The following is a 13,648-nucleotide window of genomic DNA, read 5'->3' as shown; positions in this document are numbered from 1 at the left end:
TTGTGAGATGTGATTACATCATGCCTGGCATTCCACCGCCACCCATTGGAGGCATTGGCATTCCTGCACCACCTTCTTCTTTCTCTTCAGCAATTACGCACTCTGTAGTGAGTAATAGGGCTGAGATAGAAGCAGCGTTCTCAAGTGCCAAACGTGTCACCTTAGTTGGGTCAATTACACCCGCAGCGATCATGTTTTCGTACTTGTCTTCTCTTGCGTTGTAACCGTAATCAGCTTTACCACCTTTTACTTCGTTTACAACCACAGAACCTTCTCCACCAGCGTTGGCAACAATTGTTCTAAGAGGAGCTTCAACAGCAATTCTAATGATGTTTACACCAGTTGCTTCGTCTTCGTTTGCTACTTCTACTTTATCAAGTGCAGATGAAGCTCTGATCAAAGCAACACCACCACCAGCAACTACACCTTCTTGAACCGCAGCTCTGGTTGCATGTAGTGCATCGTCAACTCTGTCTTTCTTCTCTTTCATTTCTACTTCAGTAGCAGCACCAATGTAAAGGATAGCTACACCGCCAGAAAGCTTAGCTAAACGCTCTTGAAGCTTTTCTTTGTCGTAGTCAGAAGTAGTGTTTTCAATTTGAGTTTGGATTTCCTTAACTCTTGCTTCGATGTTAGCAGAATCGCCAGCACCGTTAACAACAGTTGTGTTGTCCTTATCGATGTTTACTTTTTCAGCTGTACCTAAGTACTCAATCGTAGCATTTTCTAGCTTGTAACCTCTTTCTTCAGAGATAACAGTTCCGCCAGTCAATACCGCGATGTCTTCCAACATAGCTTTTCTTCTGTCACCGAAACCTGGGGCTTTAACAGCAGCAATTTTCAATGAACCTCTGATTTTGTTTACTACCAAAGTAGCAAGTGCTTCGCCATCAACATCTTCAGCAATGATCACAAGACCTTTTCCGCTTTGCGCTACTGGCTCTAATACAGGAAGTAATTCTTTCATTGAAGAAATCTTCTTGTCATAGATTAAGATGTATGGGTTCTCCATTTCAACTTCCATTTTCTCTGTGTTAGTCACAAAGTATGGAGAAAGGTAACCTCTGTCGAACTGCATACCTTCTACAGTTTTTACTTCGGTTTCAGTACCTCTAGCTTCTTCAACAGTGATTACACCATCTTTACCCACTTTATCCATGGCGTCAGCAATCATTTTACCGATTTCAGCGTCATTGTTAGCAGAGATAGTACCCACTTGCTCTATTTCTTTAGAGTCCTTGATTGGCTTAGACTGTCCTTTAAGGTCAGCTACAACAGCAGATACAGCTTTGTCAATACCTCTTTTAAGATCCATTGGGTTAGCACCTGCAGCTACGTTTTTGATACCAGCACCGTAGATGGCTTGTGCCAAAACGGTAGCAGTAGTAGTACCATCACCCGCATCATCAGCAGTTTTAGAAGCTACTTCTTTCACCAGTTGAGCACCCATGTTTTCGATTGGCTCAGTAAGCTCAATTTCTTTTGCTACAGAAACACCATCTTTAGTCACGGTAGGGGCACCGAACTTTTTGTCAATGATGACATTTCTACCCTTAGGACCAAGGGTTACTTTTACAGCATCAGCTAATGTATCAACGCCTTTTTTCAGTTGATCTCTGGCGTCATTGTTAAAGAATAATTCTTTAGCCATTTCTTTATTGGTTTAGATTTTCAGTTTAAGATTAAGAATTGATGATTGCGAATAAGTCAGACTCCTTCATGATCAAGTAGTCATTTCCTTCAACTGAAAGCTCAGTTCCGGCATATTTACCATACAATACAGTGTCACCAACTTTCACCGTCATCGGCTCGTCTTTTTTACCACTTCCTGCAGCTACAATAGTTCCTCTTTGTGGTTTCTCTTTAGCAGTATCAGGAATGATGATACCTGAAGCAGTTTTTTCTTCTGCAGCAGCTGGTTCTACAAGAACTCTGTCTGCAAGTGGAGTAATGTTTACTTTAGACATTTTTACTTATTGTTTTAAGGTTTTTGTTTCACAATACGGATCGGCCTATTGCACTTAATGTGCCAATTCGTTTTTAAGAACTTTTGTCAGTTTATTGGTCAATTCTTGTCAGTATGGACTGTCAGAATTACTGTCATGCTATCGCTAGAGCTGACAAAAGTAAAGGGTATAAAAAAAGCCCCTGTTTTCGGGGCTCTCTTAATAAAGTTTTTTTTGCGATTACTGACCAGTAGTATCTGGCGTAACAGGCTGCAATCCACTAGTCGTATCAGCTACAGCTGGAACACTAGTACTTGGCAGTGATTGTTGTGCGGCATCAATGTTAGGGTTTGTCAGCTGCTGAGTACCGTCACTCAAGGTAAGACTTGATGCAAGGCTGAAAACAACCAGTGCAATGATGAATACCCAAGTGGCTTTCTCTAACAAATCGGTAGTCTTTTTAACACCTATGATCTGCTGGGCTCCGCCTCCGCCAAATTGGCTTGACAAACCACCACCTTTTGAATTCTGCATCAAAACGATCAAAATCAACAAGATTGCTATGATGATCGCTAGTATAATAAATAACTTAAACATTCTTTTTGGACTTTACTTCCTCAATTCGGCCTGCAAAGTAAGTGCTTTTTTCAGGAAACTTCAAACTGAGCTTTTTATAAATATTAATGGCCTTTTTATGCTTGCCTTGCATCATCATTAATTGCGCGAGCGTTTCCGTTTCAAACGCCTCTACACCCTTTAAGGCTTTGCTTGCCAAATCTTCCTGATGACTAGGTAGTTCACTTTGCGAAATCTTCTGTCTTTCAATGGAAGGTTGATCTTTAATGAACTTTTCTATGATCTCGACTTGGCTTGCAGTAGGCTTACTTTTTTTTGTGCTATCAACTTCCGCTGTACTTTCGGTACTCGCCAAAAGCGCCTCTATGCGATCTTTGGTAGCCTTTATTTCAGCAACAGTCTCTTCAGAAACTGGCTTTTTTTCACTAGGAGTACCTGGATTATCTTCCTTCTCAGGAAACTTGAAATCACCATCGATAATCTGTTGGAGATAATCAGGGTTGGTTGAATAAGCTGCTGTCTTTTTTATGAAAGCTTCTGTCTTCGGGTGATCACGCTCTTTCAAGGCCTTGGCGACTACTACATAGAGACTCTGAAAGTAGGGGTACTTTTTTCGGTAATCATTTAAGGCCTTAATGTCAGCATTAGTGACTAGAGAAGGGTCAGACAGTAAGGTATTAAATCGTTCGCGATCCACTTTTTCGTATTAGGGCGACTAAATTAGAATGAATATTACCACTGGGCAACAGAGGCCTGAAAAATATCAAAATATAACTGCTCAAAAATTTCTTCTACCAAGTCATCCTCTACAGCATTCAAAGTAGTCGTAGCGGGATCGTAATCTGAATAGAAGGAAAAAGACTGTTGAAGATTTTCCTCTTCTTTTTTGGTGTTGGTAAAAACCAATTGAACAGAAATGGTCAATCGCATTAGGCCTGTACCATCAGCCTGCGTGTTACTTCCTGATGAACTAATCGCTTGAGGCCTTACAGTGTAATTGGCAATGGCACCTTCAAACTGTAGATCGCCTTGTCTTTGTACCAATTCTAATTTGGTCCTTCGCTGAAAGTAGTCTTTTAGCCCTTCAGTAAAGGTGTTCGCCATATTTGGAGGTCCACCACCTGATTCATTAATGAAGTTAGCGATGGAAATAGTCTTGGTTTGGTCATAGTCGATTGAGGCGCCATCAAAGGAATAAATACCACATGAAGTGACCAGAACGAACAAAGAGAGTAGAAGGGGAAGCTTAATCGATTTCATACTGCTTGATCTTTCTATAGAGTGTACGTTCCGATATCCCCAAATCTTGTGCCGCGTATTTCCTTTTGTTATTATTTTTTCGAAGTGCCTTAATGATTAATTCCTTTTCTTTCTCTTCTATAGAAAGTGATTCGTCTTCTTCGTGTGTGATATCATGTACGCTATCATAACCATAAGGGCTTGGTTCTTCCACAGTGGGTTGAAGGTAGATCGGTTCTGAAAAATCTTTTGGTTCTGATGCCTCCGACAGGTTGGGCTTCTCATCAAGATTTTGAAAAAGGTTAGGGTTGTCACTAATCACTTGCTTGTCAAATGAACCCGTTTCGATCATGCCATTGACGAGCTTCTTTAGGTCGTTCATGTCCTTTTTCATATCAAAAAGGACCTTGTACAGTAAGTCTCGTTCATTCAGGCTATCAGCACCAGAATCATCACCACCCTTGTAAATAGCAGGTAGGTTACTGTTGTTCTGAGGGATGTATTTGAGTAGGGTTTCAGCAGTAATGTCCCGTTCCATTTCTAGTGCCGAAATCTGCTCAACCAAGTTTTTCAACTGTCGGATATTCCCTGGGAAACGATACCTGATCAATACTTCTTTGGCTTCATCATTGAGTTTGATGCTATCCACACGATATTTTTCTGCGAAATCTGAGGCAAACTTTCTGAAAAGTAGATCTGCATCGTAACCTCTTTCTCTCAAAGGAGGAACAAAAATTGGAACTGTACTCAATCGATAATAGAGGTCTTCTCTAAACTTTCCTTTTTCTACGGCTTGAATAAGGTTAACATTAGTAGCCGCTACAACGCGAACATCAGTTTTCTGAACTTTCGATGAACCCACCTTGATGAATTCTCCGTTTTCTAGCACACGCAATAACCTGGCTTGCGTTTGGAGCGGCATTTCTCCAATTTCATCAAGGAAAATTGTTCCTCCATTAGTGCCTTCAAAATATCCTTTTCGGGCCTCGTAGGCACCCGTAAAAGAGCCTTTTTCATGCCCGAAGAGTTCTGAGTCAATCGTTCCTTCAGGAATCGCACCGCAGTTGATCGCAATGAATTTGCCGTGCTTACGCGGACTGAGCTGGTGGATGATTTTAGAAAAGGATTCCTTACCACTACCACTCTCGCCAGTAATGAGTACCGTCATATCGGTAGGGGCCACCTGTGCAGCTACCTGAATGGCATGGTTAAGCTTAGGGCTATTACCGATAATGCCGAAGCGTTGTTTTATACTTAGTAACTCTTTGTTGTTCAAATCTTTTGGGTTTATGAAACGACCTTACCAAATAGGGTAGCTGCTGTACAATCCTCAATGAGGACATTGACATACTGACCTTTTTGGTACTTCTCCCTTGAAAAAATAACGACCTTGTTGGCAGAATTTCGACCTTGAAGCTGTTGGTCAGACCTTTTGGATCTTCCTTCGATTAAGACTTTCTGTACTTGTCCTACATCCATTTTATTTCTCTTTAAAGAAATAGCCTGTTGTTTGGCAATGATTTCCTGAAGGCGTTTCTTTTTAACATCCAGAGGAATGTCGTCTTCGAATTTCTTCGCTGCTAGCGTGCCTGGTCTTTCAGAATAGAAGAACATATAAGAGAAGTCGTATTGTACATAATCCATGAGGGTCAAAGTGTCTTGGTGCTCTTCCTCTGTTTCGGTACAAAAACCCGCGATCATATCGGACGAAATACCACATTCTTCTCCTAGGATTTCTCTAATGGCATCCACGCGATTGATATACCACTCACGGGTATAGGTTCTGTTCATTAAATCAAGCACGCGAGAATTACCACTCTGGGCCGGTAAATGAATGTATTTGCAAATGTTTTCGTAGCGCTTCATGGTATGGAGCACCTCGTCCGTAATGTCCTTGGGGTGAGATGTAGAGAATCTAACGCGAAGCTCAGGAGAGACCTTTGCCACCATTTCCAACAAGTTGGCGAAGTTCACGACCTGCACTTCCTCGCCCTGTTTTTCCTTCTTCTCTAACCATGCTTTATTATTCTCATCCTCTGACCATTTGTAAGAGTCAACATTCTGTCCGAGTAGTGTGACTTCCTTGTACCCTTGATCAAAAAGGTCCTGCGCTTCTTTTACAATAGAATGTGGATCTCTGCTTCGTTCTCTTCCTCGAGTAAAAGGGACCACGCAGAATGAACACATGTTATCACAACCGCGCATAATGGATACAAATGCGGTTACGCCATTAGAATTGAGCCTTACAGGAGAGATATCAGCATAGGTTTCTTCCCTTGACAGGAAGGTATTAACGGCCTTCAATCCATCTTCAGCTGTCTCCACCAGTTTAGGCAAGTCTCTATAGGCATCTGGACCAACAACTACATCGACAATCTTTTCTTCTTCGAGCAATTTGTCCTTAAGTCGTTCTGCCATACAACCCAATACACCAATTGTCATTTCAGGCTTTGCCTTCTTGACTTTGTTGAATTGGCTAAGTCTCTTTCTTACAGTTTGTTCTGCCTTTTCTCTAATTGAGCATGTGTTAAGAAACACAACATCAGCACTTTCAAAGTCTGACGTGGTGTCATAACCATTGTCTTTCATAATGGAAGTCACCACTTCACTATCAGCGAAGTTCATCTGGCAACCATAGCTTTCTATATAAAGCTTCTTCTTTTGACCTGTATTTTCCTCCTTAGAAGTTTTTACAGTGTCCATCGCCTCCTGGCTATTTCTATCTAGAATGTCTATATCTTGAATGATCTTCTCCATCAATCTTTCTGCTCAATTTCGAGCGGCAAATATAATGCTTTTACTCCAAAAGGTGACAGATTGGCAGTCTTACTTTGCGGTTTCGGACGGACTAGCTGGTTACAGCTATTTTTAAATTTCATTTTGCCTTAGAGTAGTTCCCTTATTTATATTGCTTAAGACCAAATACACATGTTATGAAAAAACTAACCTTACACTTAATCTTTTTTTGTACTCTGATTTTCACGATCTCTTCGTGTAATAAGCCTGCCAAAGAGGAGGCTTATCCTACCGAATATTTTTATGAAGTATCCGTAAGTCTGATGGATAATCTAGACCAGGCACCGGCTTTACAGTCTTTCGCACATGGTGTTGATGGTGAGACTTGGCTTTTATTTGCCGGTCGTACCAATCAAGACCTTGATGACGGAGGTCTCCACGACATGAATGGGAACTATGCAACAACCTCGTTTGTGCCATGGTCTTTTAATGAGAATATCCTGGTATATAACACTGCAACTGATCAGCTTTCCGGAATGCCTTTTCAAGACCTTGTCGGTGCCGTTAAAACTAATTTGTCGAAGCACACAGGGCTTGTGACTCAGTTAAATACGTTCGCTACCGTTTTTCGAAATACAAATCCTTTGGTGATGCAAGAGGGCGGCTATCTATATTTAGTAGGAGGGTACGGAACTCCACTTGCTTCTACACAAAACAGTAGTGCTTACCAGACCTTTGGCCATGTTGCCAAAATCAATATTTCAGGGTTAATTAAGCTGGTCACGGGTAAGAACCTTGACAAAATCGACTGGGAGGACCTGTTTGCTTTTGGAAGTAATGATGAATTAATAAGTACCGGAGCTGAAATGTTTAAAATTGATGATACATTCTATGTAGCCGGAGGCCATAATTTTGGCAGTTCTGTAACTAATTCAGCGTTTCAAGGCCAGAAGTATTTGGATGCCGTCTATCCGTTCACTATGGTGAAGAAAGATTCTTTTTCGCTTGATATCAGTGTTGGGACCCCAATTTCGGATATCGCCCCAACTAAGCTTAATACTGTTACTGCCGATGCTACCTCAAAATTTAGGAGACGAGACGGTCCTGTAGTTTCAGGTTTGTTTTATGATCAAAATAAAAACCTAACGGAAGGTTTGACGTTCTATGGCGGTGTTTTTAAACCAAGTTACAAGAAGGATGGTCAAGAGATTAATGATGCCTGGAACAGTGCCATTTATGTGCATCCTGGAGTCAAAGTGAATAGCGCTTCACAAGCGAGTCCGTACTATACCTTAGATGAGGCCTACAATCAAAATAATTTGAACGTTTATGCATGTGCCGATTTTGAGATTTTTGATGCAGGGACTGAGACGGTGCAGACGTTCCTATTTGGCGGAATTGGTAATGGCACTTATCAGAGTGACAGGTCTTTGCTTTCTGGTTTTACCGACAGCTTGATGCACATTACTTATGATTTGAATACAGGTACAAGTACACCGAAAGTTGGCAATACCAATATATTTGGTAACACCAGTAGCTTCTATGGAGCCGAATCAACTTTTATCTTTAATTCTCAAACAAACATTGTTTTCAAAAAGGCGGGCAATGATGTGACAGAAGTTGTCGATGCAGATGCGACATTTGGTGAGTCTAACAGTATAGATATTGGGTATATCTACGGGGGTATTGAGGCATTTAATTCAATACCTGGTACTTTTGGCCCGGGTAAATCAAGAGCTTCCAACAAAGTATGGAAGGTTACCTTAAATAGATCTCCGCTGAAGTATTAGTGTATCAAGCAGGCTTTTCTAAGGGTAAGCATTTTATGATGCTTACCCTTTTTTATGGTCAAAAATATTCTTTAGTACATTTGGGGCAAACCTTAACCTATGTCAAAGAAGACACTTACTTTTTGCCTTATCCTTCCATTTCTTGCTACCACAGTACTTTTAAATAGCTGTGGTGGGGAAAGCGCTTCAGAATCAAACCAAGACACTGTTTTCTTGGCCAGTGGTGTCAAGTACCTCTATTTAGAGAGAGGCGATGGGCCAAAGATCGATTCGCTAAGTCGTGTATCTACCCATATTAATTTGATGGTTGCCGGTGATACGGTGTGGTCTACCTACAATGAGGGGGAACAAATTTTCGAATTTGATGCAAAGCGTACCTCACTGATCAAAGGCTTTGATGAGGTGGTAATGTATGGTAGGGAAGGAGACCGGATTCTGGCAATAATACCCCCAGAACTGGGATATGGAACCCGCGGTGCGGGAGATGATATTCCCCCAAATGCTACCTTGTTTTTTGATTTGAATATGGTGAAGGTAGGTGAACCGAAGATTTTCTTAGCTGATGTACTTTACCCTGTTTATGAAGAAGGTGGCATAGAAGAAATGGTAAGCCACTACCAAGGTCTTGACTTGGATACTGCTACCTACAGATACGAAATTGCAGAATGGTATAACCTGCACCGAAGAATGATGCGGGATGAGAAATTTGAAGATGCCGTGGCACTCTGGGATTTTAAACTTACGGAAACCGCTGATTTGGGAGGATTCTTTTCAAAAGCGCAGGCACAAGAGAGACTGGGACAAAAAGAAGAAGCAATATCCACTCTAAATACGGGCTTAGCTACTGCCTCAGACACCACAAATGCAGACGCCTTGAGGTCTTATATCATACGCCTACAGGGGAACTAGGTACGCGCTGTTTTTCAATCAGTGCAAAGATTGCCTTGGCTTTGACTAAGCACTCTTCATACTCTTTTTCAGGAATGGAGTCATAAGTAATGGCTCCACCAACCTGGAAGGCATACTTACCAGTTTCTTGATTGATGAAGAGGCTTCGGATCAGAACGTTAAAGTCAAATGATTCACTGCCGTCAAAGTAACCAGCGGCTCCAGAGAATGGGCCTCGTTTGGTGTTTTCGTACTTTTCAATCAGTTCCATAACCTTCACCTTTGGAGCGCCTGTCATGCTACCCATCGGGAAGGCCTTTTCAATTACTTCTACAGCATCAATGTCGTCTCTGATTTCGGAGGTGATTGTGGAAATCATCTGGTGCACTTGTGGGAAGGAGTAAATACCAAAAATCTCTTCGACCTTAACCGAACCCGTCTTTGCTGTTCTGGCTAAGTCATTTCTAACCAGATCGACAATCATCATATTCTCAGCCTGTTCTTTAGGATCGTTTCTTAGGTCGGTTTTGAGTCTGATGTCTTCATTCGAATTATTACTACGCGGCCGAGTGCCTTTAATAGGTTGTGATATGATGGTCTGCCCTTCCTTTTTCATAAATCGTTCTGGTGAAGCAGAGATGATATAATGCTCACCAAACTTTTGCAAACAAGAAAAGGGGTTGGGAGAAATTGCGTTTAGACTATGATATAATCCGATTGGATTCAGGCGATGAACATCACCATGAAACTCTTGGCAGTAGTTTACCTCATAGCAATCACCTTCTTCGATGTGTTGCCTTAATCGATCGACATTTGAAAGGTACTGATCCTTGCTTACGGATGGCTTCGGTTCGGTTAGTTCACTTTCAATAAGGGTGACTTGAATATCTAATATAGTCTCTAAAATCCCTTCCTGCTTACTCTCGATCTCTAAGTGATTACCCCGAAAATGGAGTAGGTGGGTTGGATTAAAGAACTGGGTTTGAGGGAAACCGAGGCGATCCACATTGGTGCTGGTCAGTTTTTCAATCTCGTTTTTTAAGTCATATCCCAGGTAGCCTACCAGCCAGTCATTAGAGGTATCACTTGTAGTGATGCCTTCGAGAAAGGTCCTTAGGTCATTGAAGATGCTCCCTTCCGTAGAAGCCAATTTACTATGGGCACCGATGGCAAGCACATGGTGAAAACCCTCATGCGGATAATTGACTTGATTATTGTTGAAGTAAGCAAAATGGCTATGCTCATTGGCCCAGTTTAATGCTTTAAGTATAAACTCATCTCGGCTTATGCCTAAGTATGGAAAATCAACAATTGTCATATCGAAGGGTGCAAAAATGCATAAAGCCTAGGGCATAAAAAAGCCCCAGGCATCGATACCCAGGGCTCATGTCTTTTTTAAGAAAACTTATTCAGTTCCTTTTTGAGTACCAGCCTCTAATTCAAAGCCAACATTCACTGTATTGTAAATAAAATCGTCCTTAAGCTTTTCAGCCAATGAAGCTCTCTCTTTGAATTTCAAGCCCCATTCTGTTCTGTCGATGTTAAAGTTGGCTATTGCTTTGATAACACCATTTTCTAAAGAAACGGATGCAGGAAATGAGATGTTCTTAGTTGTGCCTCTCATCGTTAAGTTACCTGAAATGATGTGGGTTGGGTTTTCAACCATTACATCAGCAAGTGATGCAGGTGTATAATCAGTCTGAGGCTCATCAAGGTCAGCCACTAAACTACCAGCATTGAAAGCTTCCGCACCAGTGATTTCAAATTTAGCGGTCGGGAAGTTCTCTGCTTCAAAGAAGTCAGCAGACATCAAATGACCTCTCAGTTTAGCATTCCACTCAGAATCAGCAGGCATATCTAAAACGACTAATGAGTTAATATCTATGTCAAAGTTTCCACCAACTACCGCGTCACCTTTCACAAGTACCTCGCCACCAGTGATTCCAATTGTTCCATTATGCTTACCAGCCGGCTTTGAGCCAATCCAAGTTACGATACTGTTGGCTGTATTCACTTGAATGCTAGTCGCTTCAGTATTGGTGGCAACAGCTTTAGCCTCAGAGGTTTCAACTGTAGAGCCTTTAGGGCCACAGGCCCAAACAAGTGTTGCAAGTAGCAATAGGCCTAGAGTAGATTTTAAATTTTTCATTTTTGTCAATTTGTAGGGTTATTTTCTTTTCTTTAATCGGACATTCCACTAACATGATTTGGAGTGAATTGTTTCGAGTTGTGAGTTAAACTCTGAAGCATTCTAAAAAGTTCAATGTACGTACATATATTTTTATAAATGCCTATAATAAAAGGAGTAAAGGGAGTTCAACCCAAGATTTCAAAGTCTTGTTGGTTGGCCGATAATGCCACGGTTATCGGTGATGTTACGCTAGCTGACAACTGTAACGTCTGGTTTAATGCTGTGATTCGCGGAGACGTATGCTCTATTGAGATGGGAGAGAACTGTAATATTCAGGATGGAGCCGTTATACATGGAACTTTGAATCATTCAAAAACCGTTTTTGGCAAGAATGTATCTGTCGGTCATAATGCCATTGTTCATGGCTGTATTGTTGAAGACAGTGTTCTGATAGGGATGGGAGCCATCGTTATGGATAATGCCGTGATCAAATCTGGTTCTATGATTGCTGCTGGAGCTGTTGTTCTTGCCAATACTGTTGTAGAAGAGAATTCACTTTATGCCGGAACTCCCGCCAGAAAAGTAAAAGATATTGATGAAAAACTGAGACAAGTAATTGACCGAACTCCGGAGCACTATATCATGTATACTTCATGGATAGACGATTAGTCTTCAGTTCGAGATTTTTATAAATTCAAGCATGATTCAAAAGCCACAAGCATCAGAGTACAATCCGTTTTATGAACCCTACGTCAGTAAGCTTCCCGATGAGGATCTTTATGTCGTTTTAGAACGTCAATTGACGTCTGTTGCAGATTTTTTTAGCACTATTCCAGATGATAAAATGGATTATCGTTATGCCCCAGGGAAGTGGTCAGTCAAAGAGGTTTTCAATCATTTAAACGATGCTGAACGTGTGTTTTCATATCGTGCCCTGAGCATTGTTAGAGGTCATGATGTGGAGCTTCCCGGAATGGATCAGGACATTTATCAGGAAAACAGCCGTATGGAAACAAGGTCGATGAGTTCATTGGTTGATGAATTCAAAGCAATCCGCACAGCGACACTTGCATTGCTTCAAGATGTGACGGAGGAGGAGGCGATGAGAGAAGGGATTGCCAGTGGCTCGAGAATCACCGTGCGTGCATTGGCGGCTCTCACCGCAGGTCACTACGCACATCATATTATGATTATCAAAGAAAAGTATTTGTAATGTTCATTGTCGATCCGCACAGAGAGTACGCTAAACAAACTGAGTCAAGGGTAATTATCCGTTTTCAGGACTGTGATCCCCTCAGACATCTTAATAATGCTAAGTATCTAGATTATTTTTTTAATGCCCGAGAAGATCAGGTACCTAAGTTATATGGGGTGGAAATCATGGATTTGATCAAATCCTACGAGGCATTTTGGGTAGTTTATAACCACCATATTGCATACTTAAAACCGGCTAATCTTGGTGAATGGGTCAGGATAATCACGCGATTAGTGTGGTTTGACGATAATACAATAGTGGTAGAGTACTTAATGCTTGACGACTATAAAAGCCACCTAAAAACACTGATGTGGACCACCTTCAAGTATGTTGGTATGAATACCAGTAGAACGATTGTACACTCTGATGAAGTAAAGGCATATCTTGGTGCCATGAAGTTTGAGGGTGTGAATTATGACCCAACCTTGTTTGATGATCGAGTGAAGGAGGTCAAACAACTTATCCAAACTGAAGTTTAGAATACAAGATTTTTTCGGCAGCAGCCAAATACTTTATAAGAATAGCATATGAAAAACAATGATGGATTCGATCCAGCAGAAATCGCCAAGATAAAATCAGAAATTGGTGAAGATCAATCTTACGTAGTCATAGAATCTGAGGACAACTCTGATGACTTTATGAATTTCTACTTTATTGGGAAATATGAAGGCAAAGAAGTGATCTATGATGCTGCGATCTATACCCTTAGGTTACAACATAGCAGTGAGATTCATGAATTAGCAGAGCACAAGGTGGCGCAAAAGTTCCCTGACTATAAGTCTATCTCGTATGAGGAAGATGAGAATGGAGATATTGAGCCCTTGGATGATTTGGAGGAAGAAATTGGCCTTTACTTGACCGAAGTAATGGATGAGTTAGAAGAAGAGGAAGCGGTGAAAGTTCAGGAGCATGTGGATTTAGACGAGCACGCTGACTTTGGTATCGGCTTGGATGTGGGACTTCATGTAGACGCGATCACTCATGATGTTATTGAGAAATTCATCAAAGCATTCAATGAAGACACCCTTAAATTAGACAAGACGCATTACTCTTTCCAGTTTGACGATGGCGAAGAGTAAGAAATTTC

At 41.3% G+C, this 13,648-nt stretch carries 15 protein-coding genes; 6 read left to right on the top strand and 9 right to left on the bottom strand.

The genetic code is table 11. The features are described 5' to 3' along the window. Positions 1-13: 13 nt before the first annotated feature. From groL to miaB, 7 genes are all read right to left on the bottom strand, one after another. The gene (gene groL / locus BFP97_RS06830) at positions 14-1,651 is read right to left on the bottom strand and encodes a chaperonin GroEL (protein ID WP_069841695.1); all 1,638 of its coding nucleotides are present in this window, start codon (positions 1,649-1,651) and stop codon (positions 14-16) included. A 31-nt stretch (positions 1,652-1,682) separates the two neighbouring features. Next, positions 1,683-1,967 carry a co-chaperone GroES gene (groES, locus tag BFP97_RS06825; RefSeq protein ID WP_069841694.1) on the bottom strand — a complete coding sequence of 95 codons (285 nt, stop codon included), beginning with the start codon at positions 1,965-1,967 and terminating at the stop codon, positions 1,683-1,685. Between the two features lie 219 nt (positions 1,968-2,186). Next, on the bottom strand, positions 2,187-2,543 hold the full coding sequence (gene secG, locus BFP97_RS06820; RefSeq protein WP_069841693.1) for a preprotein translocase subunit SecG: 357 nt from the start codon (positions 2,541-2,543) through the stop codon (positions 2,187-2,189). Then, on the bottom strand, positions 2,536-3,219 hold the full coding sequence (locus BFP97_RS06815) for a hypothetical protein (RefSeq protein ID WP_069841692.1): 684 nt from the start codon (positions 3,217-3,219) through the stop codon (positions 2,536-2,538). The genes secG and BFP97_RS06815 overlap by 8 nt, the downstream gene beginning before the upstream one ends. Before the next feature lie 35 nt (positions 3,220-3,254). Next, positions 3,255-3,782, bottom strand: a complete 528-nt coding sequence (gene lptE, locus BFP97_RS06810) for an LPS assembly lipoprotein LptE (protein ID WP_069841691.1) — start codon at positions 3,780-3,782, stop codon at positions 3,255-3,257. Then, complete coding sequence (locus tag BFP97_RS06805) at positions 3,769-5,037, bottom strand: sigma-54 interaction domain-containing protein (RefSeq protein WP_069841690.1); 1,269 nt, start codon at positions 5,035-5,037, stop codon at positions 3,769-3,771. The genes lptE and BFP97_RS06805 overlap by 14 nt, the downstream gene beginning before the upstream one ends. A gap of 11 nt (positions 5,038-5,048) precedes the next feature. Then, a complete protein-coding gene (gene miaB / locus BFP97_RS06800) occupies positions 5,049-6,518 on the bottom strand; it encodes a tRNA (N6-isopentenyl adenosine(37)-C2)-methylthiotransferase MiaB (RefSeq protein ID WP_069841689.1) in 1,470 nt (489 codons plus the stop codon). A 176-nt stretch (positions 6,519-6,694) separates the two neighbouring features. On the opposite strand from miaB, the gene BFP97_RS06795 reads away from it, so the two are divergent. After that, the gene (locus tag BFP97_RS06795) at positions 6,695-8,287 is read left to right on the top strand and encodes a hypothetical protein (RefSeq protein WP_069841688.1); all 1,593 of its coding nucleotides are present in this window, start codon (positions 6,695-6,697) and stop codon (positions 8,285-8,287) included. Positions 8,288-8,386: 99 nt separating this feature from the next. Next, entirely contained in the window at positions 8,387-9,196 is an 810-nt protein-coding gene (locus tag BFP97_RS06790; protein ID WP_069841687.1) for an FKBP-type peptidyl-prolyl cis-trans isomerase, read from the top strand. On the opposite strand, the gene BFP97_RS06785 is transcribed toward BFP97_RS06790, so the two are convergent. Both BFP97_RS06785 and BFP97_RS06780 read right to left on the bottom strand, forming a co-directional pair. Further along, positions 9,174-10,493 carry an anthranilate synthase component I family protein gene (locus BFP97_RS06785; RefSeq protein ID WP_069841686.1) on the bottom strand — a complete coding sequence of 440 codons (1,320 nt, stop codon included), beginning with the start codon at positions 10,491-10,493 and terminating at the stop codon, positions 9,174-9,176. The genes BFP97_RS06790 and BFP97_RS06785 overlap by 23 nt on opposite strands. 87 nt (positions 10,494-10,580) lie before the next feature. Further along, complete coding sequence (locus BFP97_RS06780) at positions 10,581-11,324, bottom strand: YceI family protein (protein ID WP_069841685.1); 744 nt, start codon at positions 11,322-11,324, stop codon at positions 10,581-10,583. 138 nt (positions 11,325-11,462) lie between these two features. Here BFP97_RS06780 and BFP97_RS06775 point away from each other — a divergent pair, with 138 nt between their 5' ends. Genes BFP97_RS06775 through BFP97_RS06760 form a run of 4 tightly spaced genes read left to right on the top strand, consistent with a single transcriptional unit; the run spans position 11,463 to position 13,640 of the window. After that, a complete protein-coding gene (locus tag BFP97_RS06775) occupies positions 11,463-11,975 on the top strand; it encodes a gamma carbonic anhydrase family protein (RefSeq protein WP_069841684.1) in 513 nt (170 codons plus the stop codon). A 31-nt stretch (positions 11,976-12,006) separates the two neighbouring features. Continuing rightward, on the top strand, positions 12,007-12,519 hold the full coding sequence (locus BFP97_RS06770) for a DinB family protein (protein ID WP_069841683.1): 513 nt from the start codon (positions 12,007-12,009) through the stop codon (positions 12,517-12,519). Next, positions 12,519-13,040 (top strand): acyl-CoA thioesterase, encoded by a 522-nt coding sequence (locus BFP97_RS06765; protein ID WP_069841682.1) that lies wholly within the window; start codon positions 12,519-12,521, stop codon positions 13,038-13,040. Before BFP97_RS06770 ends, BFP97_RS06765 begins: the two co-directional genes overlap by 1 nt. 48 nt (positions 13,041-13,088) lie before the next feature. Beyond that, complete coding sequence (locus BFP97_RS06760) at positions 13,089-13,640, top strand: hypothetical protein (RefSeq protein WP_069841681.1); 552 nt, start codon at positions 13,089-13,091, stop codon at positions 13,638-13,640. The last annotated feature ends 8 nt before the right edge of the window (positions 13,641-13,648 follow it).

The sequence above is a fragment of the Roseivirga sp. 4D4 genome (assembly GCF_001747095.1).
Classification (GTDB): domain Bacteria; phylum Bacteroidota; class Bacteroidia; order Cytophagales; family Cyclobacteriaceae; genus Roseivirga.
This window is presented reverse-complemented; position numbering and strand designations above follow the sequence as displayed.